The 25953-nt window shown below is 45.5% G+C and carries 22 protein-coding genes and 2 tRNA genes; 18 read left to right on the top strand and 6 right to left on the bottom strand.

What is annotated here, in order from left to right:
• Positions 1-10: 10 nt before the first annotated feature.
• A complete protein-coding gene (locus KCO92_RS01330) occupies positions 11-1231 on the bottom strand; it encodes a phosphoglycerate kinase (protein ID WP_104695881.1) in 1221 nt (406 codons plus the stop codon).
• Positions 1225-2217: a type I glyceraldehyde-3-phosphate dehydrogenase gene (gene gap / locus KCO92_RS01325; protein ID WP_104695906.1), complete on the bottom strand. Its 993-nt coding sequence runs from the start codon at positions 2215-2217 to the stop codon at positions 1225-1227. Before gap ends, KCO92_RS01330 begins: the two co-directional genes overlap by 7 nt.
• A gap of 298 nt (positions 2218-2515) precedes the next feature.
• On the opposite strand from gap, the gene KCO92_RS01320 reads away from it, so the two are divergent.
• The 14 genes from KCO92_RS01320 (at position 2516) to KCO92_RS07335 (ending at position 19854) form a co-directional block, all read left to right on the top strand.
• Entirely contained in the window at positions 2516-2818 is a 303-nt protein-coding gene (locus KCO92_RS01320) for an HU family DNA-binding protein (RefSeq protein ID WP_104695880.1), read from the top strand.
• Positions 2819-2842: 24 nt separating this feature from the next.
• Positions 2843-2919: transfer RNA gene (locus KCO92_RS01315), tRNA-Arg, on the top strand.
• A 166-nt stretch (positions 2920-3085) separates the two neighbouring features.
• Positions 3086-4309 (top strand): TolC family protein, encoded by a 1224-nt coding sequence (locus KCO92_RS01310; RefSeq protein ID WP_233709672.1) that lies wholly within the window; start codon positions 3086-3088, stop codon positions 4307-4309.
• A gap of 9 nt (positions 4310-4318) precedes the next feature.
• Positions 4319-5014 carry an efflux RND transporter periplasmic adaptor subunit gene (locus tag KCO92_RS01305; RefSeq protein WP_104695878.1) on the top strand — a complete coding sequence of 232 codons (696 nt, stop codon included), beginning with the start codon at positions 4319-4321 and terminating at the stop codon, positions 5012-5014.
• Positions 5015-5023: 9 nt separating this feature from the next.
• Positions 5024-8071, top strand: coding sequence for an efflux RND transporter permease subunit (locus KCO92_RS01300; RefSeq protein ID WP_104695877.1), 3048 nt, complete (start codon positions 5024-5026; stop codon positions 8069-8071).
• Complete coding sequence (locus tag KCO92_RS01295; protein ID WP_199766017.1) at positions 8071-8634, top strand: outer membrane beta-barrel protein; 564 nt, start codon at positions 8071-8073, stop codon at positions 8632-8634. Before KCO92_RS01300 ends, KCO92_RS01295 begins: the two co-directional genes overlap by 1 nt.
• Before the next feature lie 108 nt (positions 8635-8742).
• Positions 8743-10227, top strand: coding sequence for a DNA repair protein RecN (locus KCO92_RS01290; RefSeq protein ID WP_104695875.1), 1485 nt, complete (start codon positions 8743-8745; stop codon positions 10225-10227).
• The gene (locus tag KCO92_RS01285; protein ID WP_104695874.1) at positions 10220-11545 is read left to right on the top strand and encodes an NFACT family protein; all 1326 of its coding nucleotides are present in this window, start codon (positions 10220-10222) and stop codon (positions 11543-11545) included. Before KCO92_RS01290 ends, KCO92_RS01285 begins: the two co-directional genes overlap by 8 nt.
• 241 nt (positions 11546-11786) lie before the next feature.
• A complete protein-coding gene (purD, locus tag KCO92_RS01280; RefSeq protein WP_104695873.1) occupies positions 11787-13031 on the top strand; it encodes a phosphoribosylamine--glycine ligase in 1245 nt (414 codons plus the stop codon).
• 14 nt (positions 13032-13045) lie between these two features.
• Positions 13046-13495 carry an RDD family protein gene (locus KCO92_RS01275; RefSeq protein WP_233710490.1) on the top strand — a complete coding sequence of 150 codons (450 nt, stop codon included), beginning with the start codon at positions 13046-13048 and terminating at the stop codon, positions 13493-13495.
• The gene (locus KCO92_RS01270) at positions 13496-15760 is read left to right on the top strand and encodes an LPS-assembly protein LptD (RefSeq protein ID WP_104695871.1); all 2265 of its coding nucleotides are present in this window, start codon (positions 13496-13498) and stop codon (positions 15758-15760) included.
• Entirely contained in the window at positions 15757-16437 is a 681-nt protein-coding gene (locus tag KCO92_RS01265; RefSeq protein WP_104695870.1) for a phosphoribosyltransferase, read from the top strand. Before KCO92_RS01270 ends, KCO92_RS01265 begins: the two co-directional genes overlap by 4 nt.
• Positions 16438-16492: 55 nt before the next feature.
• Positions 16493-18295: an AAA family ATPase gene (locus KCO92_RS01260; protein ID WP_233710489.1), complete on the top strand. Its 1803-nt coding sequence runs from the start codon at positions 16493-16495 to the stop codon at positions 18293-18295.
• The gene (locus KCO92_RS07335) at positions 18292-19854 is read left to right on the top strand and encodes a VWA domain-containing protein (protein ID WP_233710488.1); all 1563 of its coding nucleotides are present in this window, start codon (positions 18292-18294) and stop codon (positions 19852-19854) included. The genes KCO92_RS01260 and KCO92_RS07335 overlap by 4 nt, the downstream gene beginning before the upstream one ends.
• Positions 19855-19863: 9 nt before the next feature.
• Here KCO92_RS07335 and KCO92_RS01250 read toward each other — a convergent pair whose 3' ends face one another.
• The 4 genes from KCO92_RS01250 to KCO92_RS01235 all read right to left on the bottom strand — a co-directional run bounded on the left by KCO92_RS01250 (position 19864) and on the right by KCO92_RS01235 (position 23158).
• Positions 19864-21129: a peptidase U32 family protein gene (locus KCO92_RS01250; protein WP_104695869.1), complete on the bottom strand. Its 1266-nt coding sequence runs from the start codon at positions 21127-21129 to the stop codon at positions 19864-19866.
• Between the two features lie 8 nt (positions 21130-21137).
• The gene (gene cheZ / locus KCO92_RS01245; RefSeq protein WP_104695868.1) at positions 21138-21884 is read right to left on the bottom strand and encodes a protein phosphatase CheZ; all 747 of its coding nucleotides are present in this window, start codon (positions 21882-21884) and stop codon (positions 21138-21140) included.
• Between the two features lie 61 nt (positions 21885-21945).
• Positions 21946-23037: a peptide chain release factor 2 gene (gene prfB / locus KCO92_RS01240; protein WP_104695867.1), complete on the bottom strand. Its 1092-nt coding sequence runs from the start codon at positions 23035-23037 to the stop codon at positions 21946-21948.
• A 44-nt stretch (positions 23038-23081) separates the two neighbouring features.
• A tRNA-Arg gene (locus tag KCO92_RS01235) sits at positions 23082-23158 on the bottom strand.
• 98 nt (positions 23159-23256) lie between these two features.
• On the opposite strand from KCO92_RS01235, the gene rpsU reads away from it, so the two are divergent.
• The 4 genes from rpsU to KCO92_RS01215 all read left to right on the top strand — a co-directional run bounded on the left by rpsU (position 23257) and on the right by KCO92_RS01215 (position 25950).
• A complete protein-coding gene (gene rpsU, locus KCO92_RS01230; protein ID WP_006018650.1) occupies positions 23257-23469 on the top strand; it encodes a 30S ribosomal protein S21 in 213 nt (70 codons plus the stop codon).
• 9 nt (positions 23470-23478) lie between these two features.
• Positions 23479-24240 (top strand): 3-oxoacyl-ACP reductase FabG, encoded by a 762-nt coding sequence (gene fabG / locus KCO92_RS01225; protein WP_104695866.1) that lies wholly within the window; start codon positions 23479-23481, stop codon positions 24238-24240.
• Positions 24241-24428: 188 nt separating this feature from the next.
• Complete coding sequence (gene acpP, locus KCO92_RS01220; protein ID WP_104695865.1) at positions 24429-24665, top strand: acyl carrier protein; 237 nt, start codon at positions 24429-24431, stop codon at positions 24663-24665.
• 40 nt (positions 24666-24705) lie between these two features.
• A complete protein-coding gene (locus KCO92_RS01215) occupies positions 24706-25950 on the top strand; it encodes a beta-ketoacyl-ACP synthase II (RefSeq protein ID WP_104695864.1) in 1245 nt (414 codons plus the stop codon).
• Positions 25951-25953 lie beyond the last annotated feature (3 nt).

Genomic DNA, 25953 nt, shown 5'->3' with positions numbered 1-25953 from the left:
ACACTCCCTTTCATGAACGGCGGTCCAACACTTCAAAGGCAACCAAAATTTTGCCTTCTAAAAGCTCTAGGCTCGCCCCCCCACCAGTGGAGATAAAACTCACACTATCCTTATAACCCGCACGCGTCAAAACATCAATAGTATCCCCTCCACCGACCAACGAAAAGGCATAGGTGTTAGAAATGCTATGAGCAATCACAGAAGAGCCCCGACTAAATAAGGGGATTTCATAGACACCCAATGGACCATTCCAAAGGATGGTTTGGCTACTTTGGATCACTAAGGAGAAGAGCTTAGAGGTAGCTGGACCGATGTCTACGGCCATATGATTTAAGGGGATATCTTGAGCGGGAGTGATCTGTGCCTGGTCAGTATGCTCCAAATGAGGACTGCTCACCACATCTACGGGCAGGTAGACATGCACACCCTTTTGTTTGGCTGTTTGTAAGATGTCCAGGGCATCCTGAATCAAATCCTCTTCCACCAAAGAGGCTTGCATATTGTAATTGAGGGCTTGCAAAAAGGTGTTGCTCATCGCACCTCCGATAATGATTTTATCCACCCTGTCTAAAATATTACGCAACAATGTTAGTTTTGAGCTGACCTTAGCGCCCCCTACAATCAAAAGCACAGGGCGTAGAGGATTAGCTAGAGCCTTGGCAAAAGAATTAATTTCCTTCTTAAGCAAGAAACCAGCCACCTTAGTAGGCACATACTGGGCAATGCCATAGGTGCTGGCATGCTTGCGATGGCTTGTGCCAAAAGCATCATTAACATATACCTCACACAGACCTGCCAATTGCTTAGAAAACTCGGGGTCATTCTCCCTTTCACCCTTGTAAAAACGCAAATTCTCAACCAAAATCACGGGATGCTCATGCTCTGCTTGGAGTTTTTGCGCCATTGACAAAGAGTGTGCGAATAAGACCTCTTTATTGAGCAGACGTTCCAAGCGTTTCACCAAATGACTGAGGGAAAATTGGCTTTCCTGTTGCCCATCTAGCTTGGGGTCAGGGCGTCCCAAATGTCCCACTAAGATCACAGACTTCGCCCCATTATCGATGCAATAATTAATGGTGGGAACACTCTCGCGTATGCGCGTGTCTTCGGTGATATTGAAATCCTTATCTAAGGGCACATTGAAATCCACGCGAATGAGCACATTTTTGCCCTGCAACGCCACATCCTGGATTCCTAAAACCTCTTGCATGCGCTTGATTCCCGCTAGCATGTTTGTCCTTTTATCGTGTAGTAGGCCATATCTACAAGCCGTTGAGAATAGCCCACTTCATTGTCATACCACGCTAACACCTTAGCATGGTGCTCATCTAAAACCAAGGTCTGATCTTCAATATAAACTGCACTATAGGGACTGTCGATAAAGTCGCTGGAAACGCGTTGGTGGGCATCAACTCCTAAAACGCCCTTTAGAGTGGTACGACTGGCTAGCTGCATACTTGCATGGATACCCTCTAGGCTCATCTCTTGATGAGTATGCACACTCAAGTCAATCAAGCTCACAACTGGGGTAGGCACGCGTAGTGCTAAACCCTTGACTTTAGGGGCTAGATGGGGCAAGATATGGGCTAAAGCCTTGTTGACCCCCGTGCTGGTGGGGATAATATTCAAAGCGGCCGCTCTAGCGCGACGCAGGTCTTTATGTTTGGAATCCAAGAGATTTTGATCATTGGTGTAGCTGTGAATCGTGGTCATTAAGGCATGCTCTATACCAAAATGTTGATCGAGCACCCAAAGAAGGGGGGCGAGCGCATTAGTGGTGCAAGAAGCGTTAGAAATAATGGGCTCATTAGCGTAGCTGGTGTGATTCACGCCATAGACAAAAGTGGGGGTATTTGTAGCTGGAGCAGAGATTACCACATTCTGCACAGCGTTTTTCAAATGCACTCTGGCTAAATCATAATCGTTAAATTTTCCCGTGCACTCCAACACCACTTGCGCCTCTCCAAAGTCTAGTTTGGCTGGATCGCGTTCATGGACAACACGCACGAACAAACTATTATCCATGCACAAACCCTCTTCATTGACCTTTTCCACATGTCCGTCGTGTTTATGCAATGAATCGTAACGCAAAAGATGGATCAGGGTATCTAGATCACAAGTAGAATTGATGGCAACCAACTCCATGTCCTTATGTTTTGCTACAATGCGCGCAGCGCACAAGCCAATTCGTCCAGTCCCATTGATTGCCACACGCACCAAACTAGCCCCTTTATTAGATAAATTTTGACTAAACTATACATCATACAATAGCTAACTTGAAGGGATTGTGAATCACCGCCCAGTAAGTGGAGATAATACACTTCTCATAGCATGAATACCAGGGGGTTACACCATCTAAAACCAGCTCACTTGTGCCAAGATTCTGCTCCCCAGAAATCAATACCCCGATTTCTACTTTTAGCATTAAACGCGGAATTGACGCGATCATGGGTTTTTTGTAGTATAATGACGGACGTATTTGTTTTCCTAAAAAAAATAATGTAAAGGATGAGTGATGAAAAAACTGGAGTTTTTGGATTTGATGCAAAAGGAGGGAGGGTTCAAAGATAAGAAAGATGCTGAGTTGGCGCTTAATGGTTTTATTAAGGCCGTTGAGAAGGCATTGAGTTCGCATGCAAGCGTGGAATTAGTGGGCTTTGGGAAATTTGAGGCAGTTTTGCAGAAAGGCAAAAAGGGGAAAGTGCCTGGGAGTGATAAAACCTACACCACTAAAGACAAAATGGTGCCTAAATTCAAACCTGGTAAGGTGCTCAAAGATCTTGTAGCTGCCCCAAAAAATAGCAAAAAGAAAAAATAGTCCTCGTGCGCCTAAGGCGCGCTTGTCCTTGTAGCTCAGTTGGATAGAGCGTACGATTCCTAATCGTAAGGCCGTGGGTTCAAATCCCGCCGAGGACACCATCACAATGCGATATATGCAGTCTTTATGTGGAGTTTTATTTTGCGTTTTAGGTTTTTTTTATGGTTTTCTTGCTTATGGATTTTTGGAACATTATCGCATGCCTTGGAATTAGAAGCATACCGCCCTACGGGCCCACTCGCTCTGGGAATTCAAGAGCTAGAGGCTATGGAAGAAAAGAAGTTTGCGACCACTACAACTGGCGCATTAGGCCTAGCTGAACTCATTAGAAGTGCCAACAATAACTATTCTTTGCAATCAGCGCAGTTACAGGTGAGTCAAGCACTCAAAAACCATACGATCGCTAAAGTCAAGTTTTTACCCACTCTCAATAGCAATTACACTTATAGCCACAGAAATAGGAGCTCGACACTAGACCCCGTGTATGACATGCAGCTCCTCAATACAAAACTCGATCTCAACCTTTTTAAAGGTTTTAGCACAATCAATGGCGTTAAGGAAAAATCCGCCACCTATCGTTCTACCTTGGCCAGCATGGAATACACCAGACAGAGCATCTATTTACAAGTGGTGCAACAATATTACCAATACTTCAACAACATGGCCCAGCTCGTAGCACTCAAACGCAAGCTAGCTGAGTTGCGTGCGGATATCAAGCGCACCAGTCAACTTTTCGACCAAGGACTGACTACCATCGACAATTTAGAAAGTGCTAAGGCCCAGGGGGCACTCAGTCAGAATGATATCACGGACATGGAGTTTGCCATCGAACAAAACCGCCTCACCTTAGAGTATTTAACTAATTCTAAAATTCCTTCTTTGAAACGCACCACCATTTTAGAACCCAATTTGGGAATTAGAGAGCGCGCTGATTTGCGCTCGCTTCGAGAACAGATCACGGCCATCCACTACCAGAATAAGCAACTCAATTACTATCCCAGCATTGATCTGACAGATGATTGGCAATACTACATCCAAAAGCCTGCTTTTGCGATAGGCAATAGATTGGATAACCTCTTCCCCACCCAACAAAACACGGTATCTTTAGTGATTAGTTTGGATTTATTGAGCGATGTTGGGTTGAATTTACAAAAGCAGTATGTGCGTCTAGGCCAACTCGCCCAAGAAAAAACGCTCACCTATAAAAAGCTAGAACAGCAGAAAGACGAACAACTTTATCGCAAATCTTTAGACATGGCCCGCTCTAAAATCCGCAGCTCTGAAGCAAGCTTGAAATCTGCAACTCTCTCTTACGAGAGTATCAAGAAAAAATACAACGCGAGTTTGGTAGATTTTACAACCTACTTGAGGGCGCTGCGCACCCGTTTTGATGCAGAGGTGATCTACAATCAATCACTCAATAATTACGAAATGCAAAAGGCCAATTATATTTTTTATAGTGGCCACCATATCCAAGATTATGTGCGCTAAGGATTGACAATGAGGACCATTTTATGCGCCCTGCTATTGTTAGTAGGGCTTCATGCCAAAGAGGTGTATGCGATTTTCAATGTAGAGGCGCTGGAAGATGCAAATTTGACCCTCGATTCTTCGGGGATTGTGGATGCGATTTATGTAGATGTGGGGAGCAGGGTTAAAAAAGGGGATATCTTGCTCACCCTTTACAATAAGGACAAAAAATCTCAAGTCGATTCTATTACGCAGCAATTCAATTTCACACAAAAGCAATACGAACGCTATAAGAAGATCGGAAGTGCTATCGATAAAAATACGCTCGATAAATACTATGCAGACTATAAAAAACTAGAATTTGATCGCAACTATGCCCTCGCTGTGGTGGAAAAAACTATTTTGAGAGCTCCCTTTGATGGCGTGATTGCCAGTAAGAATATCGAATTAGGTGAGGGAATGGGAGCTAATAATACGATTCTTTTTAGATTGGTGAGCAGGAAAGCAAAGCTGGTGCTAGAATTTGACTCAAAGTATCTGCCAGTAGTCAAAGTAGGGGATAAATTCACTTATAGCATTGATGGCAAGCCAGAAAAACAACAGGCAATCATTACCAAGATTTACCCAACCATTGATGTGAGCACGCGCAAGGTCAGTGCTGAAGCCCTCCTACCCCCAGATAGCATCTTAGTCCCGGGTGTCTTTGGGGACGGATTCATCCAGTAGGAAGTCCTTGTGTACAAATTAGCAATTCAAAGACCCGTTACTACCTTGATGTTTGCGCTCATGGTAGTCTTCTTTGGCACTATGGCGCTAGATAAAATCAGTATCGCTCTTTTTCCCAACATTGATTTCCCCGTCGTAGTAGTCAGAACCAGCTACCCAGGAGCAAGCGCGGATATTGTAGAGAGCAAGGTTACAGATAAGGTCGAAGAAGCGGTCATGGGGGTGGATGGCATTAAAAAAGTTACCTCTAATAGCGCGCGCAACATTAGTATCGTAATCGTGGAGTTTGTCTTAGAGAAACCCATTACCACCGCGCTCAATGACATCATCAACAAAGTGTCTTCGATTAGCTTTGACGATCCCAATATCCGTAAGCCCGCCATTGATAAAGTGGATACCAGCTCGCAACCGATTCTCTCGATCTTTTTAACCAGCAAGCAAAAAACTCTTGCTGAAATCAACGATCACGCCAAAAACATCATCAAGCCAATGTTGCAAAAGATCGAGGGCGTGGGTGGGGTGCAATTGCAGGGCTTCCAAGAAAAACAGGTGCGCATTTACGCTGATCCAAGCCTAATGAACAAATACAATTTGACCTATGTGGATCTCTACAACGCCCTGAAAACCCAAAACCTAGAGATGGACGGGGGTAAGATCATCTCTCAAGAGAAAAACTACGCCATTTTAGTGGATGGGAATAGCTACACAATGACTGATCTAGCCAATATTCAGATTGGCAACCATGTGCGCTTGAGTGATATTGCCACTCTGGAAGAAGGCATTGACCCAGACATCACTTATGCAAGCTACGGACGCGATCAAGGCATCGTGCTAGAAGTACAAAAGATTGCTGGGGCCAATGAAATTAAAATCGTAGATGGAATCTACCAAGAAATGGACGCGATGCGCGCGGTGAGTCCGGGCTACGATCTGCGCCCCTTTTTAGACACCACAGATTACACCCGCCACTCGATTGAAGATGTCAAATTTGACTTAATCTTGGGCGGGATTTTAGCCATCGCTGTTGTCTTCGTGTTTTTACGCAGTTTTTCCATCACCTTTGTTTCAGCGATGAGTATCCCCATTTCAGTGATGGGGACTTTCGCGCTCATCAACTGGATGGGCTTTTCACTCAATATGCTCACCATGGTGGCCCTCACGCTCTCCATTGGGATCATCATTGACGATGCGATCGTAATCATCGAGAATATCCACAAAAAACTAGAAGCAGGGATGGATAAAAGAAGTGCTAGCTATGAGGGTGTGCATGAGATCGCCTTTGCCATCATCGCGATCTCGGCCATGCTTTTGTCTGTCTTTATTCCTGTGGGAAATATGAGCGGGATTGTGGGGCGATTTTTCCAAAGTTTTGGAATCACGGTCGCCCTAGCCATTGTGATTTCCTATGTGGTGGTGGTAACGGTGATCCCCATGCTAAGCTCCATTCTCGTGAGCTCCAAGCCCTCTGCACTTTACAAGCGCACGGAGCCCTTTTTTCAAGGCATGGAAAAGGCTTATGCCAAATTATTAGGCTGGATTTTAGAACACAAATTGATCGTGGGCGGAGTAGTCGCTGGAGTCTTCGCCTTTTCTTTGCATGTGGCTGGCAAACTGGGCATGGAATTTATGCTGCAAGAAGATCGGGGTATGTTCAATATCTTTGTGAAAGCCAACACTAATATTAGTCTTAAAGAAATGCTCAAAAAAATGCGAGCCTTACAGGCTGTGATTGAGAAAGACCCCGATGTGGATTTTAACTCCATGCAGGTGGGTTATGGGAGTGTGCAGAGCACCTTCAGAGGCAAGTTTTATGTCAAACTCAAAGAGCACCATCAAAGAAGCCAATTTACAATCATGAAAGATATGCGTGCTAAACTCCACGCGTTGCCAGAAGCTAAGGATCTCGTTTCTATCAACTTAGCGGAAGTGCCTCTCATTGGTGGAGGGGATAGTTCGGCGTTCCAGGCCTTTGTCTATGCCTCTTCCCAAGAGTTAGTTGACAAAAGCGTGGCGGGTTTGAAGAAATTTTTATTGGAGAGTCCGCAAATGAAGGGCAAGGTAGCGGGCTACCATACAAACACTTCAGACTCCCAAACCCAATATCAGCTCAAAGTATTGCGGGCCACAACTACGAAATACGGTGTGAGTGTACAAAACATCGCCTCGGTGGTGAGCGATGCTTTGTCTGGGGAAAATCGAGTGAGTTATTTTAAAGAAAATGGAAGAGAATACGACATTATTATCCGTGTTCCTACAGATAAAAAAATGGATATTGATGCAATCAAGCGGCTGCAGATCCGTAACAAAGATGGCAAATTGATGTTCTTAGACGGCTTGATTGAAATTGTGGAGCGCAAAGTTCCCTCGAATATCACCCGCTATAACCGTCAGCGCAGCGTAACCGTGCTAGCTAGACCTGCTGAAGGAGTGGATTTGGGAGAGATTTTAAGCCAGGTCCAAGAGCACTCTGGGGAGTGGTTAGCCAAGGGAGCGACTTACACTTTTACCGGGGATGCAGACAGACTTAAAGAAACCAATATCGCCTTTGGAGTAGCGATTGCGACAGCCTTCATTCTCATTTATATGATTTTGGCCGCGCTCTACGAATCCTTTTTAGAACCCTTGATTATCATGGTAACCATGCCCTTGAGTTTCTCAGGAGCATTCTTTGCACTAGGTTTGGCTAACCAGCCCATGAGCATGTTCTCCTTAATGGGGCTGATCTTGCTTATCGGAATGGTAGGCAAGAACGCCACTCTGATCATTGATATCGCCAATGATCGGCGCAAGGAGGGGCATGGCATTGTAGAGGCGATCATTTTAGCCGGCGAGTCGCGCCTACGCCCTATTTTGATGACCACCATTGCAATGGTGTGCGGAATGTTGCCCCTAGCTTTGGCGAGTGGACAGGGCGCGGCGATGAAATCCCCCATCGGGATTGCCATGAGTGGGGGCTTGATGGTTTCCATGCTTTTAAGCTTGTTGGTCGTGCCCATTTTCTATCGTCTATTGGCCCCTTTGGATGACAAGCTTAAGAAATTCTATCAAGGTAATTGATGCGAACGCTAGCAGTGTTATTACTATGTGCCTCGGTTCTTTGGGCACGCGATTCTTCCAAAAATCACATTTTTATTGGGGTCAGCACAGGGTTTCAAACCCTTAGAATGGTTCCTACACCCTGGCAAAACAATTTTTTATGGGGAATTCGCGGGGGGTATCAATTTAACGCCTTAAAATACCTGGCCATTAGAGCAAACATGGATTATATTATGGCACTTAGACCTACCGCCTTACACACCAATGTCTACTCTTTTTTAAGTTTCAATGTGGATATGATCAACGATTTTTATCACATCTCTAAAAAAATGGCGGTGGGCACTTATGTGGGTGTGGGGTTTGGCTACTTTCAAAATGCTCAAACACTCAATAGCCCCGTGAATGCACGCAGTTTTATGGGTTATAATGGGATTGTTAATGTGGGCTTGGGAGGCACGCTTGCCCAAAAACACCGCGTAGAATTGGGTGTTAAATTCCCTTTTGGGAAAATCAAATCCACGCGTTATGCGGAGATCATGATGCAGACTTACTACTGGATCGCCTCCTATGCCTATCTGTTTTGATAGAGCATTATTGGATGAGTACTTGCGTGCTGTTTTTGTGCTACAATGCCCCCTTTAGCAACGCTGCTATTAAGTCTGGTTATAAGATTTAATTAAGTTTGGAAGCAAATGATAGAATATGTGATGATCGAACAAGGGGTTGTCTTTGAGCAAGCTTCTTTGCACCTAAGTCCCCATTTAAATGTCATTAGTGGAGCAAGCGGTAGCGGGAAAAGCGTGCTTCTAAAATGTATTTTAGCCAGTGTAGGACTAGCCCCCATGTGTGCTAAGGCCTTAGAAGTGCACTGGCATGTGGATACTCCTCATCTTGTCCAGATCAAAAAAGACAAAAAGACTCGCTATATGCACAATGGCATGCCTATGAGTAAAAAGGCTTTGCAAGGCTATTTTACACCGCATTTACTACACATTTCCAGCCACGCCCACGCCCCTAGTGCGTCTATGCTCCTGGAGATTTTAGATAGTTTTTTAGACCCTAGCTTGCTCCAATCCTTTGCTCGAAGTTACCATGATTACACCTGCGCGCGTCAAGAACTAGAAAAACTCCAGCAAGAAACCTCCGGTCTGGAAATGCTTAAAGAGATCACGCGCTTTGAGCTGACTAAGTTACAAAGCGTGGAATTAGAAGAGGGGGCCTATGCCCGTTTAGAAACTCTGAAGAATCAGCACCAAAGCAAGGAAAAGCATAGCGCCCTCATTAAAGAGGGTTTGAGTGCCCTAGAGTGGAGTGCACACATTTGCAAAGCTTTGGCATGCATTGAGGCTCCGCGCCAGCTCCAAGAACAACTTCAGTGCCAGCTAGAAGAAGCTAGACAACTTTTGCGTGAACAAATGTTTGCTTTAGAAGAATTAGAGCATGTAGACATGGAAAACCTCCTCGATCAGATGAGCCAATTAGGGAGCATTGTGCGCAAATATGGGAGTGAGGCACAGGCGCGCGCCAAAAGAGATGCCTTAATTCAAGATTACCAACGCTATTGCGAACATGAAAAACATGTCAAACATGCGCAAGAACACTTACAAAAATGCGAGCAAACCTGTTTGCAATGGGGCTTGCAAGTGAAGCAAGAACGCCAACAACACTTAAGCACCATGCAAGCGATGCTGGAGAATTACACCACTCCCCTTTTGCTCAAAACACCCCATTTAGCCTTAGAGGCAGTGCCCTTGGGAGCGCATGGGTTAGAGAATGTGCATCTACTCTTGGGTAAAAGCGCGCACTGGAGTGCGGGAGAATGTAACCGCTTGCGCCTTGCTCTGTTGGCATTGCAGGCAAAGAGACAACACTCCAACACCCCTATTCAAACTCTCCTAGTCGATGAACTAGATGCTAATCTGAGTGGACAGGAGAGCGCGAATGTAGCGCAAATTCTCAAAGAATTGAGCGCGCATTACCAGGTTATCGCCATTTCACACGCACCGCATCTCCCCGGTCTAGCAGATCGACATTTTTTGGTCTACCAAAATAACCACCACGCCCACATCAAATTACTCAATAAAGACGAGCAAGTGCTCGAAATTGCCCGCATGGTAGACGCTAACTTGGGGCAGGAAGCCCTAGCTTACGCTAGAATGAAGTTGAATTATGATTAGCTACGCGCTTTTGTACCATAGTGCTTTACTCTTAAAAAAACAATCTAAAATCACCATCCGCGCCCACCAACATGTACTCGTGTTAGACACCCCTCATTATTGCTTCAAGGCATGCATGCACAGAGCGCAGAGTTATCTCTACATCGATCTTTGCGCACATGCTAGCTACTCCAAAACCCCTTTCAATCTTGCCTTAGAAAAATATGCCTCCAATGCTAGAATTGTGGACGCTTCTTTAGAAAATGACGATCGAATCTTAAAGATCGCGCTAGAATGTGCGCATAGCTACAAGAGAACCCATGCCTTTTTGCAATTGGAATTCACGGGCAAGCATAGCAATGCGATCTTATTAGATGCGCAGGGGCGCGTGTTAGAAGCCTTGCGCTTTGTGAGCGCACAGCAGAGTTATCGCCCCGTCATCAAAGCCCAAATCCTAACTCCTCTAGCTAAACCTGCTTTTACACGCCCTCCCTTAGAACCTATGTTGGAACAGGACCTTTTTGAGGCACTCCATGCCCTGCATACCCGCGTGAGCATGCAAACCTTAGAGAGTCAAAAGGCAGGCTTGAAACGCAATTGGAAGAAAAAAGAACAGACTTTGCAGGCACGCTTAGAAAGCTTACCCAGCGCGCCACAACTCCTCCAGGAATCTGCACAACAGCGTGTCCATGCTAATTTGATCTTGGCACATTTACACCATTTAGACCCCAGTTTGGTGTATGCAAAAACACTAGTTTTGGAAGAGCAACACATCACTTTGCCCCCACAAGCGCGCACCCTAAGCGATGCGGCCAATAAACTCTTTAAAATGGCTAAGAAAAGCCAGCAAAAAGCCACACATATCGCATTACAAGTAGAAAATATTCGCTCCAAGATCGCCTTTTTGCAGGCCAAACAGGCTTTTTTAGCCACAGCGCGCCTAGAAGATTTGACCCTTTTGCGTGCCAAAACCACACGACGCAGCGTGCCAAACGCCCATTTGGAAAGTTTTGATATCGAGGGGACACGGGTGATGATTGGACGCAACCAACAGGAAAACCGCGAAATTCTCAAAATGGCGCGCGCACGCGACATTTGGGCACATGTCAAAGACAAACCCGGGGCACACATGGTCATTTTCTCCCACCCCCATGCACCCTCAGAGAGTCTTTTACACAAGGCCTGCACTCTACTGGCCAAACTCACTTGCTCTAATCCCAGCGCGCAAGCTTTAAAAATCAACATCGACTACACGCAGAAGAAACATGTGCGCTTTGCCTCCCAAGCAGGCACACAAGTTTTCTACACCCATTTTAATACAATCACTATTACGATCTAAGTTAAATTGAAGTATAATGACATGCCAAATTTAGCCTGGACGACGCGTGTTTCTACTTTTGGTAAGTTCTTTTATACACAACTAGTAAGGCTGGTTGTAGTGGCTTTTGTGTGATTTGGTATTTTTGCATGGCTTTGGATGTGCAAATCTGCCACCTAAGAGAGTCCTCCTAGTCAATCCGTAGCTCTGCTGAACTACGCAACATAGTAACGCTCGTCTGGGTGACTAAAATAGGGTTTAAATGAAGAAGAAGATTTTGATTGTCGGAGAGGGCGCTAGAGAATACGCGCTGGGACGCAAGTTTAGAGAAGACACACGCGTAGGCGATATTTATTTTTGTCCCGGGAATGGGGGAACACAGAATATCGGGGTGAATGTGCCCTACCACGATCACGCCCAATTGGTGGCTTTTGCGCTGGATAAAAAGGTGGATTTAGTGGTGATTGGACCAGAAACCCTTTTAGTAGAGGGTCTGAGCGATGCCTTTGCGCATACACAAATCAAAGTTTTTGGACCTAGCCAACAAGCTAGTCTGTTAGAGAGCTCCAAGAGCTTTGCCAAAGAATTAGCCCAAAGCTATGGTGTACCCACCGCGCCCTATGTGGTGCTCTCCAGTTACGATCAAGCCCGTTTACACTTAGAACAAAGTCATTATCCCCTCGTGATCAAAGCAGATGGGCTATGTCAAGGCAAGGGAGTGGTCATTGCGCAAAATCAAGAAGAAGGGTTGCGGGCACTAGAATACCTATTTGGCAACAAACAGCAGCAAAAAGTTTTATTAGAGCAATTTTTGCCCGGTTTTGAACTCTCCATCTGTGCGCTAGTTCATCACCAAAACTACCTTCTCTTACCCCCTTCTCAATCTTACAAGCAGATCTCGGGCAATGGACCTAATACGGGGGGGATGGGGGCGTTCGCGCCTACGAATTTGTGTAACCAAGTCCTACAGCACGCCATCGCCACCAAAATCATCGAGCCTATTTTAAAAGCCATGGTAGAGCAAAACAAGCCCCTTGTAGGAGTGCTCTATACGGGAGTGATGGTGGTAGAAACACAGGGGGGGTTAGAGCCCTACTTGCTCGAATACAATGTGCGCTTTGGCGATCCGGAGTGCGGTGTGCTCTTACCTCTGCTCAAAACCCCCCTTTTAGACCTCTGTTTAGCAACTTTGGACGATACACTCCAAGATTTGTCCCTAGAGTTATACTCTCAACATTGCTTAGGTGTGGTGCTTGCCTCCAAAGATTACCCCTATAAGATTTCTGGGGGACAGAGTGTTTACATCGACCCTATCGACGAAAAAAAAGGGCATTTGGATTTGGGGGGCATTGCCCAAGAAAATGGAGTCTTTTTGGTGTCTGGAGGGCGTGTGGGAGTATGTGTTGGCGTGGGAAAATCTCTACTGGAGGCTAGAGAACATGCCTATGAACTCGTCAATAAGGTGCAATTTGAGGGCATGCAGTTTAGAGAAGATATTGGATACTAGCACGGATAATAGTTTTGGAGCCTTATAAGCTAGAGGAAATTCTTTATAAGGAGCGCTTGGTTTTGCCTCCTTGGTGGTGTCGGGTGGGGGCTTATGGTGTGGATATGCTTCTGGTGAGCCTACTAGCATGGGATTTTAACACGCGTTGGCTCGATGTCTTGCATGTGGGCTTCATTCTCAAAACCCACGCCGTGCTGCGCTATGTCTTACTCTATGTATTCTTACACATTTTCTATGAAGGGCTGTGCATGGGGGGCTTTGGGGTGAGCATTGGAAAAATTGTCTTCCATTTGCGCGTGGTGAGTTTGAAGAGTTTAGACAATCCTACTTGGATAGAACGATTAAAGCGCTGCGCCTTCAAGGAAATGGCTCTCTTATGCCCCTTCATCTATCTTTCTAAGGACAAATTTCAGCGTGTTTTTCACGATCGCTATGCCAAGACTTTGGTTATCATGACTAAATGAATGCGCTGGTGGTTATTCCTATTAGGATGGCTATTTGCCATAGTGGCGCAAGCCAAGCAGCAAATCGCCGTGCAGAAATTTGACAAAAAAAATCACAAGATTTTTGAGCTTTTAGCTGATCGCGTAGACGCTCAAAACCACATTGTAACGGCTAGCGGGCATGCGATCTTGCTCAATTACGATGTGTATATCTTAGCCGATAAGGCGATTTACGATACCCAGAAAAAGGAAGCCATTTTAGAGGGGCATGTCAAGATCTATCGCGGAGAGGGCCTCTTGGTGCGCGCGGAGCATATTAAGGTAAAACTCAATGAGAAGTACGAGCTCATCTTTCCCTTTTATGTGCAAGATAGCGTTAGCGGAATGTGGATCAGCGCAGACATCGCCCATGCCAAGCAAAACCAATACTACATCAAAAATCTCACCGCTTCTGGCTGCAGTATTGACAACCCCATTTGGCATGTTAACGCGACTTCAGGGCGCTTCAACGCAGATAAGTCCCATCTTTCGCTTTGGAATCCTAAAATTTACTTGGGCAATATTCCCATTCTCTACTTGCCCTATGTGTTCACCTCAACGAGTACCAAACGCTCCAGCGGACTTCTATACCCTGAATTTGGCACTTCCAATCTGGCGGGTTTCATTTACCTGCAACCTCTCTACATTGCACCTAGGGATTCATGGGACATGACTCTAACGCCTCAAATCCGCTCCAAAAGGGGCTTGGGACTCAATTTTGATTTTAGAATGATCAATTCCCACCAAGATAAATTCATCTTCAACATGCGTTATTTCCGCAACTACAATCACTATACAGAGCTTTATCATCTGCGCAACCAAAATGTCTTTGGGTTTGAGACACTGAGTGCTAGCCGTCAGGCATTCCAAAAATACTTTGGACTCAAATCCAAGCTAGACAACGCCTATTACCTAGATTTCCTCTACATGAACGACCTAGATTATGTACGCTTTGAAAAGGTCAACCAACGCATTACCGATGCCACCCACATGTCGCGAGGCAATTACTATATCCAAACCAATAATCATTACTATGGTTTAAATCTCAAATACTTCCTCAACCTCAATAAAATTAATAACGATCGCACCTTTCAATCCCTCCCCAGTTTGCAATACCACAAGTACCTAGCACCTCTGGGGTGGAAACACCTTCTCTACTCTTTAGACTACCAATTCCACGACATCGTGCGTGAAGTGGGTTATGGTTATGTGCAAAACACCATTCAAATTCCTTTGGGCATGCAATTCTCGCTTTTTAAAAAATACCTTTCTGTGGGCTTGTGGAATAATATTAACTTGAGCAATGTCGTCATAGGCAACACCAAAAATAGCTATGTTCCTAATATTCCGGGAGTCTCTAGGGTGTATGGGAATTATTTCTCCAGCGCTTACACCCTCTATCTTAACACAGACCTGGCACGCGAATACAATAAACTGCTCCACACCGTCCAACTAGAAGCGGTGTTACAAGGCACTTACTACAACTTTGCTAATGGCTTGTTCAACGATCAAATGTATGTGCTCAGTGCGCAGGCACGCAATGACTTCACTTCCAATACACTGAGCGACTACGATTACCGCGGTCAAATTTACGATTCGGTGTGGAACCCTTCGGCAATTATTGAGCGCAATCCCTCCAGTCGGCAACTCAGTTTAAACCTCACCCAATACCTCTATGGTATCAATGGACAGGAACTTTTCTATTGGCGCATCGCCCAGTCGATGGATTTTGATGATAAAATTTCTTTGTTGCGCATGCCCATGGAAACCAAGCTGGGCTTTTCACCCCTCAAGGGTTTGAATATTTATGGCACACTTTTCTACTCATGGTATTACAATAGCTTAGATGAGGTGTCTATCAACGCCAATTACAATTACAAATTTCTTGTGGCTAACATTTCCTACTATCTTAAATCCAATTTTAACGACAATGGGATCAATAAAATTGTAGAAAACAACTCTAACTACCTCAAAGCTGGTTTCAGTAATGATTTTAGATGGTTTTCGCTAACTGGCTCTATTGGTTATGACATTAGCAAGAATGTGATCCTAAACTGGGATGTAGGCATCTTCAAGAAAATCCGCTGTTTTGGTATTGGCCTCAAATTTGTCAACCGCCGCCGCCCTGTGCTCACAGACAACCCCAATGATCCGCTTAAAATCTATGAAAATAGTTATATCAAATTAGAATTAGACTTCTCTCCCATCACCAAAACCAACCTAACCTACCGCCGCCTAAAACAATGACTCAAACCCTCTTTAAAGACTACCAAGACGCTCTACACAAGCTCATCAATGAAGTGCTTGTGCGCCATTTAGATACCAGCGATGCGATCATGCTTGCCACCAGCCTTAAGGGTCTGCAATTTGCCCATGCACTCGCCATGAAATTGCGCGTGGATTTAGATTTTCTCTTTAGCGGTTCTATTTACGCCCCACTAAATCGCGAATGCGAAATCGCCTTAGTCAGCGAGACCATGGGAATTATCATGCACGAAAACCTTATCCAGGCTTTTGAGATCAGCTTAGATTATGTCTATGGCGAAGCTAAGAGAATTTACGAGGAAGAAATTCTCTCTAAAATTTACAAATTCCGCAAGGGCAACATGCTCAAATCCCTGGCTCATAAAAATGTCTTCATCGTGGATCAAGGCATCGAAACGGGGATCACGGCAGGTTTAGCCATCCAAACTTGTATGGACAAACGCGCTAGAAGCATTATTGTGCTCACTCCCATTATTCCCAAAGCTATAGAAGAGAGTTTAAATCATATCTGCGATGGCGTGGTGAGCGTATACCACCCAGAACACTTTGTCAGCATCGCACATTACTACCAATGCCCCTTAGAGCTCGATCTCTCCCAGATTGAACGCATTTTTGAAGCCATCGTGAATTACCCCTCCCTTAAAGACTGCAAGCAGTGAACACAGCATGAGCACTTAAAATCTGCGCTATAATAGCCCTTTTTTAGGAGGTCCCATGTCTTACAAAAGCAGAGTTAAAAACCTCATCGCCGAGCTAGAAAAAGATTTATACGAGCGTGAGGAGTGCGTGCGCTTGGTGTTGCTCGCCATGTTCGCCGGTAAAGCCATTTTTTTATACGGACCCCCCGGCACGGCAAAATCCATGATCGCTAGAAAAGTCAGCCTTGCCTTTGGTGAGCCTAAAGATTTCTTTAGCGCGCTGATGCACCGCTTTTCCACCCCTGAAGATATTTTTGGTCCTATTGACATCGGGCAACTCAAACAAAACCGCCTAGTCAGAAACACTAAAGGCTACTTACCCACCGCCAGCTTTGCCTTTTTGGATGAGATTTGGAAAAGCTCGCCAGCGATCTTAAACACTCTACTAACCATCATCAACGAAAGGCTTTTTAAAGAGGGAGACACGGACATTAAAGTCCCCCTAAAGGGCATTGTGTGCGCGAGCAATGAGTTCCCTCCCACCAATCAAGGGCTAGAAGCCCTTTACGATCGCATGCTTTTGCGCTACTTTGTAGAACCCCTAAGATCTAAAGAGAATTTTCTCAAACTGATTACCAGCCAAGAGGGCAAGAGTTCTAGCCAACACGCCTTTAGCCTAGAGGAGCTAGAGAGTATCCACCAGCAAGCCGCCCAAATCCCCTTTAGCCCAGAAGCCCTAGAGAGTTTGCACACCATTAAGGCGACCTTAGAACAACTCAAACACAACCCCGCTTTAGTGGCAAAATTCTTAGGCGAGAGCGCGCCCACACAAGAGGAGCAAGAAACTACAGAGTCCGATTCTAACTTGATTGCCACCCCCTCCGATCGGCGTTTTAAACAATGCGCCCAACTCTTACAAGTCGCCGCCCTCCTTAGCGACCAGCCCCAAGTTACCACCCCCGATCTCGCCTTGCTTAGGCATTGTCTGTGGGATAGCCTAGAGCAAATCCCCTTAGTCAATGCGATCTTAGCCCAATGCTTGAAAAGTAGCCACACAAGGGCTAAAGACTTAGAAAAGGCGCAAGAAAACTTTTTACACCTTGAAAAGATGACAACGGATTTTTTAGAAACTTTTACCAATGCCTACCAAGACTTGCACCAACAAACCACTGCCCACGCCCAAACTTTGAGGCAAGAGTTACAAGAGGCAAGCCAAAAGGCTAATGTGTTTTTATCCTCTACCGATCAGAAAGTTGCCTTTTCAGGCACGCAGGGGCTATTAGAAGAGTTTAAGGTTTTATCATTGAAATTAGAGGAGCTGTATAGAAACACCCGCCTAGAACACGCCCAACAACAGCTAGAAAACTTAAAACAGGTGTTTCTTAATGAGCCTTTGGAGGAAAAACAACAACGCATGTATGATGATCTACACATCTACTTTGACAACACCATTGATGATCTCAAAAAAGACCCTAAAGAGGCAGGTCTTTTGGAGGCTTTTCAAACCCTACGCTTGAGATTACAAGAACTCTTGCGGGACGCACAAGCGGGTGTGCTTGAAAAACAAAGACAAGAACAACAACTTCAAACACTTACGCAGAGCATCACAGAAATTATTCAAAAACACGGGCGTATGGATAATAAAAAAGTCATCAACACTAAAGAATTTAAAAAGGCTATTACAGATATTGCAAGGGCTTTAGAAAACTATATCAGGGGCAAGCAAAAATTAAATCAATTAGAAGAAGTGCTAGATGACATTGATTACCCATGTGGGGATGGTCATACAGAGTGTCTATCTAATTACAGCCGTAATTGTGTTCCCCACCTTTTAGGGCTTGCTAAAAGAATAAAGCAAACTTATAAAAACACCAAATGAACGACCTCCAAACCTACGATCTCTTAGACGACCCCCAGATTGCCGCGCAATTTGAGCTAGCCTGCCAAGAAAAAGATAGCCAAATTAAAGAGGCTTTAAAAAACCACCCCTTTTTTGAGGAGAGCCTAGCCCACTACCAGCGCAAACACACCCACCCAGAACAAAAAGATTTGGTGGCAAATACCCGCGCCCAGTTTCACACCCACAACCCCCAAGAGGATTTAAGTTTTATACACGCCCAAGAAAAGGGGCTTAAAACCCTCGAAGATCACGCCACCTTGCATCGCTTTATTTTAGGTAAGTGGCAAGGGGTTTTAGATCACAAGATCACCACATGGAAACAAGCCACACAAGCCAAAATGGAGCAGGATTTTTTAGAGCGCATGCGTGCGTGGTTTAAAGCCCTATGGCAGGCAAAACAGCTAGCAAAACTTGCCCCCGAACTCTTTGGCACAAGTGGGTTATTTATGGACGCTAAGGGGCTAGCCCTAGAATCTTTAGATTTAGAGGGCTTAGGCGATTTAGAGGCACAAAAACGCGCGTTAGAGAGTTTGGAGGGACTGGATACGGGGCTAGAGCTAGAGCAGGGGGGCAAGGGTGGCAAGAGAGAACAAGAGGGGAGTAGGGGCTTTTCTTTGCAGGGGGCTAACCCCACGCGTTTAAATCTTGCTCAAATCCTTGCCCTCTTTGCCCAAATCAAAAACAATAAAGCCTTAATGCAAATTTGCGATCTGCTGGGGCGGATGAAAGAAATGCAGCAAGAAATGATCAAGGAAATGATCAAGGAGCTTAAAAGCTATTCTTACACAGAACGCCACCCCACTAGGGATTATAAAGAGGAGATTTGTGGGATTCATTTGAGTAATGATTTAGAAAACTTGATCCCCCAAGAGTTAGCCCTGCTGGATGACCCCGATTTGGAGGTGTTGTTTTACCTGAAATTCACAGAAAAACGCCTCTTTTGCTTTGAAAAGCAAGGCTATATTGACCACCATTTGGAGGGGATAGAGGAAGTGGAGGTAGAAGTAGAAAAGGAACAGGAAAAAGAGGGGGAAAAAGGGCCTATCATTATTTGCGTAGATACTAGCGGGTCGATGAGTGGCACGCCTGAGCTCATCGCTAAAGCCCTCACACTCTTTTTAGCCTCCCATGCCAAAAAGAGCAAACGATCTTGCTTTTTAATTAACTTTAGCTCCCAAACGAGTGCGATGGATTTAAGCAAGGGCGGAGGGCTTGCTAGATTGAATGAATTTTTGAGCCTGAGTTTTGGGGGCGGGACAGATGTCGGGCTTGCCTTAAAAGAGGGCTTAAGGGCGATGCAAGCAGAGAATTACAAAAAGGCAGATTTGCTAGTGATCTCAGATGGAGATTTTGGCGAGCTTGATTCAAACCTTGCCCAACAAATGCAACACAAACGCCAAGATAAAAACCGCTTTTATTTGCTCGATGTCAATGGCAACTCGGGAGCAAAACATGCCTTTGACAAGCATTGGGTGTATGACAGCCACAGCCAAAACATTAGGGTTTTGTGTGAGCTCAGTCATGATTTGGGAGCGTGAGTTATGCGCTCAAGAGGCACTTTTAGTGCGCAAAAAACTATGAGGAGGGAGCTTGGTAGGGAGTCTAACCGGGTGCGTGTTGCCGCTGTGAATGGCTTCTAGCTCTCGCCCATCTTGGAGTAAAATTTTATACAAACAGAGATAGTATTTTCCCTCAAAGGTGTAAATTTTTCCAATGTCATTGAGCATGGGGGTTAAGTCTGCCTTGTAAGGCAGCACGATTTCATAATCAACATGGGGTTTTGTAGTAAATTTGCACAAAAAATATTGCCCGTCTGCAAGCACCTCGCCATTGACTTGAAAATCCCCCTCACTGATCGCACTCTTAAAGTTTTGGGTGTCTAGGCGTTGGTGAGGGCGTTGGATGAGGTAACCTTGCGTGAAACCGCGGTTTTTGAGCGTGGCTAACTCGGCTTGATAAAGTACTGGGCGGTGTTGGTTATTGTAATAGTCTTCGATGGCGGTGCGATAGGTCTTAGTAGTGATAGCAGCGTAATAACTGGATTTGGTGCGCCCTTCAATTTTGAGTGCGCTAATAGCCTTGCTCTCTAAAATAGGGGCGATATGGCTAGCTAGATTTAAATCCTTGGCATTGAGGATATGCGTCCCCACACCCTCCTCTTCTTCAAGGCGCATCATCACGCCAGTATCGGGGTTTTTAATGTAATATTCGTAATCAAAACGGCAATCATTGGCACAGCTCCCTCGATTAGGCACGCGTCCATGCTGCAAGGCTGAGATTAGGCAGCGTCCCGAAAAGGCAAAGCACATGCTCCCATGCACAAAGATTTCCAACTCTAAATCGGGTAATGCCTTTTTAATCTCCACCACATCACTTAAACTCATCTCTCTAGCTACGACAATGCGTTTGACCCCCATTTCATAGAAAGCCTGTGCGTCTAGGACATTCATCACATTGGCTTGGGTGGAGAGATGGATAGGAATGTGTGGGGTAAGTTTTTGGGCGAGTTTAAGCACACCGATCGTAGCAATAATGAGCGCATCTACCTTACAATCGGCGAGCTTGTATAAATGCTCTTCTAAGAGCTTGATTTGAGAATTAAAGGGGAAAGCGTTCAGCGTGGCATAAAACTTCTTACCCCGTGCGTGGGCGAGCGCCACCCCCTGCTTAAAACTCTCTAAATCAAAATTCTTAGAGGCACGATTACGCAGAGAAAACTGCCCTAAACCTCCATACAGCGCGTCTGCGCCATAATCTAGGGCGATTTTGAGTTTATGGAGATTACCCGCAGGAGCTAATAATTCCACAGACATACAAGAGCTTACCTCTTTCCAAAAGCTGCGATCAAGGCTTCGATATCGCTTTCACTCGCTACACTCTCGCTATCATCACCGATGATGTAAGAGGCAGAGCTCACCCGTTTGGAATCTTCGATATTGCCCTCAAAGAGAGAATTCATATACTGTGTGAGGGCGCGCATGACATTGATCACCCGCTCGATCTTCTGGCGGTGGATGTCTTGGAATTGCATGATGTCCATTGCCTGCATCGCGCTATCTGAACACCCCTCCGCACTCTCCTGAATACGATCGATCCCCTTTAAAATCTCTCGAGTTTCTTCTAGTGAGGTTTGAAAAGTATTGATAAGTGGGAAAGCTTGCGCCAAAGTTTCAAAGATTTCTAGGTGTTTTTGCAAGGGAATCTTGATCTTTTTGAGGGTTTTGATAATGTTTTCTGAACTCGCGCTAATGTAGTCCAACTGGTCAAAAACCTGAGTCGCCTTGACCTCTGAATCGCGTGTAACATCATCAAGCTGGTGTACCACTTTATGCTCTTCTGTAGGGGGGGGAGGAGGCCACTCCTCAGAATCCACCTTGCCGTATTTCTCGGCCTTTTTCTTGTCTACCTTCATGTAATGCTCATAGGCATCATTCCAGTCCTTTTCCTTTTGCTCGTCCTTGGATAGAGATGCCTCCCGCTCTTTTTCGCGCTCCATCTCTTGATCCAAGGGCTCTATCGCCTCTAAACCACCCCCATTGATCAAGGCATCTAACTCTTCTTGCGTCATTCATTCTCCTTACCACCCCAAATTTGGCCTGGATTATAGCTAAAGACTTTTTGCGTCTAGCTTATTGCGCCTTCGACACAAGCACAGCTTCCATGATGGCATCTAAATCCCCATCTAAGATCGCCTCCACATTGCTGTAAGCGACCTCGGAGCGCACATCTTTGATTTGCTGGTAGGGGGCGAGTACATAGCTTCTGATTTGGTGTCCCCAACCAATTTCGCTCTTTTCCTCTGTATTGCCTTGCTCCCTTTGCTTGTGTAGCTCCAATTCATAGAGACGGGATTTGAGCATTTTGAGCGCCATTGCTTTATTTTTGTGCTGACTGCGATCATTTTGGCATTGCACCACAATTCCGGTGGCAAAATGAGTGATTCGAATGGCCGATTCAGTCTTATTAACATGCTGTCCGCCCGCTCCGCTGGCACGGTAGGTATCAATTCTAATGTCTTTATCCTCAATTACAATATCAATGTCATCGTCCACTTCTGGGCTCACTTGCACACTGGCAAAACTGGTGTGTCTTTTACCATTGGCATTGAAGGGCGACATTCTAACCAGGCGGTGCACCCCATTCTCATTTTTCATGTAGCCATAAACATTGATCCCTCTAATGATGAAGGCCACCCCTTTAATGCCCGCCTCCTCGCCCTCCTGATAATCTAATAACTCCACCTTAAAACCCTTGCGTTCCGCCCAACGCAAATACATGCGATAGAGCATACTCCCCCAGTCTTGGCTCTCCACGCCCCCTACCCCCGGCTGGATACTCACAATCGCATCGCGCCCGTCATGGGCATTGGTCAACATCACCCCTACCTCTAAGCGCTGCACGCACGCTTGTAAATGGGGAGCGTCTTCAAAGAGTTGGGTCAGCGTCTCTGGATCGTCATTTTGCACAAGTTCAAAGAGTTCATGCGCCTCATCTAAAGCGTTTTTAGCACTCTGGTACGCGCTTAAAAGCCGTTCTATCTTGACTTTTTCTTGGTTCTTAGAGGCGGCGCGTTCCTTATCTTGCCAAAAGAGGGGATCGGCTTGTTCGCGCTCCAAAAGGGCAAGCGTATCCTGCAAACCCTGAGGCTTGATGATTTGGGCAATATTTTGACACTTACTCTCTAATTCCTTAAGCAGTTCACTATACTGATAGGCATCCATAGCATTCCAAAAAAAAAGGACTTTTACATCGTGTTGAAGCAGCATGGTGTGCTCAGAGGGATTCAAACCCCCGACCTACAGGACCGCAACCTGTTGCTCTATTCAGCTGAGCTATGAGCACCCAAAGAAACCATTATAGCAGAATTTATGCTGATTTTAGGTTAAATTTACAAAATTTCGTTAAAATCGGCGCATTTGAGCAAGAAAGTAGGTGATGTTATGCCTGGAATCAAGGTCAGAGAGAGTGATAGCTTCGATGAAGCGTATCGGCGTTTTAAAAAGCAGACCGATCGCAATTTAGTCGTCACAGAGTGTCGTGCGCGACGCTTTTTTGAATCTAAAACAGAGAAGCGCAAAAAGCAAAAAATTAATGCTAAGAAGAAAATTCTTAAGCGCCTTTATATGTTGCGTCGCTACGAATCCAAGTTGTAGGGAGGGCGGATGGAGTTTAGCGGGCATAATGTCTTAGTCACGGGGGCAAGTCGGGGTATTGGGCGCGCTATCGCGCTTTTGCTGGGAGGTTATCGTAACAAAGAGGGTCAGCCTCTGAAAGTATGGCTCAATTATCGGAGTAATCCGCAGGCAGTTGATGGTCTTAAGCAGGAAATTGAATCCTTAGGAGGGCGCGCTGCTCTAGTGAAATTTGATGTTTCTCATGAGGCAGATTTCATGGAAGGGTTTAAAACGATTGTGGATGCAGATGGGGGCTTGAGCTATTTGGTCAACAATGCCGGAATTGTGCTAGATAAGTTGGCTGTGCGCATGAAAACCGAGGATTTCATGCATGTGCTCGAGGTCAATCTTCGCTCTACTTTCATAGGTTGTCGTGAAGCGCTCAAGGTGATGGGCAAGCAGAAGTTTGGGAGTGTTGTCAACCTCTCTTCTGTCATTGCTGAACGGGGTAATATAGGACAGACTAATTACGCTGCAAGCAAGGGGGGAGTGATTTCTATGAGTAAGTCCTTTGCTTATGAAGGGGCTCTGCGCAATATCCGTTTTAATTGTGTCACCCCCGGGTTTATCGCAACTGACATGAATGCCGGACTCAAGGAGGATGTAAAAGAGGAATATCTTAAAAACATTCCCCTAGGTCGCCTTGGTGAGGCAAAAGAAGTTGCTGGGGCGGTGGCTTTTTTATTGAGCGATTTAGCCAGTTACATCACGGGGGAAACGCTTAAGGTGAATGGCGGATTGTATATGTAGGAGCAAGAGGGGGTGTGTGTTGCTAAAGGAGAGAGCATGAATTTTGTATTTCTGATTTTGTTGTTGGTTATCATCTACTTCTTGTATCGAATCGTAGATGTGTTGGAGCGCAAGTAGCCATTTAAGGTTGCTGAAGTGATTTTAGGTTAGAATTCGAGCTTAGTTGCAAAATTCGAGTAGGAGATTTTATGGCGTTGTTTGAGGATATCCAAGCGGTGATTGTAGAGCAGTTGAATGTGAGTGCTTCGCAGGTAACAGAGGAAGCGGATTTCATTAAGGATTTGAATGCAGATTCCTTAGATGTGGTGGAGCTCATCATGGCTTTGGAAGAAAAGTTCGGAATTGATATTCCCGATGAAGAGGCGGAGAAAATCAAAACTGTTGGTGATGTGATCAAGTTTATCGAAGAGCGCAAGCTAACATAGCGATTGTTGGTTCCTAGGCACTTGGCTGAAAGGAGAGTTGTTGCGTAGGGTTGTGGTAACGGGCATGGGCATGGTGAATGCCCTGGGATTAAACAAAGAGGTTGCTTTCGATGCCATTGTGCGTGGGAAGTGCGGAGTCAAGAAGATTTCCTGTTTTGATACAACGGGTTTTCCTGTGCAAATCGCGGCTGAGATCACAGATTTTGATCCCAACTCTGTGATGAACCTCAAGGATGTCAAAAAAGCGGGGCGTTTTATCCAGTTGGGCTTACTTGCTAGCAGAGAAGCGATGTTGGAGAGCCAAATTTTGGTGGAGGGTAAATGTCCAGAGGCACTTGCCAATAGGATGGGCATTAGCTCGGGTTCTGGAATCGGAGGTTTAGGCAATATCGAGGCCAACTCCATCTACTGTTATGATAAAGGTCCTAGAAAGGTTAATCCTTTTTTTATTACATCAGCACTTGTAAATATGATAGGAGGCTTCGTATCCATCGAGTATGGCATCAAAGGCCCCAATGTTTCCAGCGTAACTGCCTGCGCAGCGGGGACGCATGCCATCATTGAAGCCCACAAGACGATTCTTTTAGGGGGTGCGGAGTGTATGTTGGTCGTAGGGGCAGAGTCTACAATTTGTCCTGTGGGTATTGGGGGATTTGCCTCCATTCGCGCTCTCTCTAACCGTAATGACGAGCCCTTAAAAGCGTCCAGACCTTTTGACAAGGAACGCAATGGTTTTGTAATGGGTGAGGGTGCAGGGGCTTTAGTGCTTGAGGAATATGAGAGTGCTAAACGACGGGGAGCACATATTATCGCCGAGTTAGTAGGTTATGGGGAAAGTGGAGATGCCAGCCACATCACCGCTCCTGCTCCCAATGGTGAAGGAGCTTACCGCGCCATGAGAGGCGCTTTAGAAATGGCCGGCAAACATGGGGTTAAGGTGGGCTATATCAATGCGCATGGCACTAGCACCAGCTACAATGATCTTTACGAAACAATTGCCTTGAAAAATGTTTTCAATGGTAAAGAGAATGTCCCACCTGTAAGCTCCACTAAAGGGCAGATTGGGCACTGTTTGGGTGCGGCTGGAGCTATTGAGGCGGTGATCTCTGTCATGGCATTACAAAAAGGCGTGCTGCCTCCCACAATTAATCAGGAAGTCAAGGATCCAGGTTGTGATCTGGACTATATTCCCAACGAAGCGCGTAGTGCTAGACTACAGGCGGTCATGAGTAACTCTTTTGGGTTTGGGGGCACCAACGCGGTGGTGATCTTCAAAGCTATCTAGGGC

Origin of the sequence: Helicobacter salomonis (assembly GCF_017979425.1) — a bacterium.
Taxonomy (GTDB): Bacteria; Campylobacterota; Campylobacteria; order Campylobacterales; family Helicobacteraceae; genus Helicobacter; species Helicobacter salomonis.
Note: the sequence above shows the minus strand (reverse complement) of the source record. Positions and strands in the feature narration are given on the sequence as shown.

Excerpts from the sequence above, each read along its gene's own strand:
- KCO92_RS01330 (WP_104695881.1), bottom strand. The coding sequence starts at position 1,231 with ATGCTAGCGGGAATCAAGCGCATGCAAGAGGTTTTAGGAATCCAGGAT.
- KCO92_RS01320 (WP_104695880.1), top strand. The coding sequence starts at position 2,516 with ATGAAAAAACTGGAGTTTTTGGATTTGATGCAAAAGGAGGGAGGGTTC.
- KCO92_RS01310 (WP_233709672.1), top strand. The coding sequence starts at position 3,086 with ATGGAAGAAAAGAAGTTTGCGACCACTACAACTGGCGCATTAGGCCTA.
- KCO92_RS01305 (WP_104695878.1), top strand. The coding sequence starts at position 4,319 with ATGAGGACCATTTTATGCGCCCTGCTATTGTTAGTAGGGCTTCATGCC.
- KCO92_RS01295 (WP_199766017.1), top strand. The coding sequence starts at position 8,071 with ATGCGAACGCTAGCAGTGTTATTACTATGTGCCTCGGTTCTTTGGGCA.
- KCO92_RS01290 (WP_104695875.1), top strand. The coding sequence starts at position 8,743 with ATGATAGAATATGTGATGATCGAACAAGGGGTTGTCTTTGAGCAAGCT.
- KCO92_RS01285 (WP_104695874.1), top strand. The coding sequence starts at position 10,220 with ATGATTAGCTACGCGCTTTTGTACCATAGTGCTTTACTCTTAAAAAAA.
- purD (WP_104695873.1), top strand. The coding sequence starts at position 11,787 with ATGAAGAAGAAGATTTTGATTGTCGGAGAGGGCGCTAGAGAATACGCG.
- KCO92_RS01270 (WP_104695871.1), top strand. The coding sequence starts at position 13,496 with ATGCGCTGGTGGTTATTCCTATTAGGATGGCTATTTGCCATAGTGGCG.
- KCO92_RS01265 (WP_104695870.1), top strand. The coding sequence starts at position 15,757 with ATGACTCAAACCCTCTTTAAAGACTACCAAGACGCTCTACACAAGCTC.
- KCO92_RS01260 (WP_233710489.1), top strand. The coding sequence starts at position 16,493 with ATGTCTTACAAAAGCAGAGTTAAAAACCTCATCGCCGAGCTAGAAAAA.
- KCO92_RS07335 (WP_233710488.1), top strand. The coding sequence starts at position 18,292 with ATGAACGACCTCCAAACCTACGATCTCTTAGACGACCCCCAGATTGCC.
- KCO92_RS01250 (WP_104695869.1), bottom strand. The coding sequence starts at position 21,129 with ATGTCTGTGGAATTATTAGCTCCTGCGGGTAATCTCCATAAACTCAAA.
- cheZ (WP_104695868.1), bottom strand. The coding sequence starts at position 21,884 with ATGACGCAAGAAGAGTTAGATGCCTTGATCAATGGGGGTGGTTTAGAG.
- prfB (WP_104695867.1), bottom strand. The coding sequence starts at position 23,037 with ATGGATGCCTATCAGTATAGTGAACTGCTTAAGGAATTAGAGAGTAAG.
- rpsU (WP_006018650.1), top strand. The coding sequence starts at position 23,257 with ATGCCTGGAATCAAGGTCAGAGAGAGTGATAGCTTCGATGAAGCGTAT.
- fabG (WP_104695866.1), top strand. The coding sequence starts at position 23,479 with ATGGAGTTTAGCGGGCATAATGTCTTAGTCACGGGGGCAAGTCGGGGT.
- acpP (WP_104695865.1), top strand. The coding sequence starts at position 24,429 with ATGGCGTTGTTTGAGGATATCCAAGCGGTGATTGTAGAGCAGTTGAAT.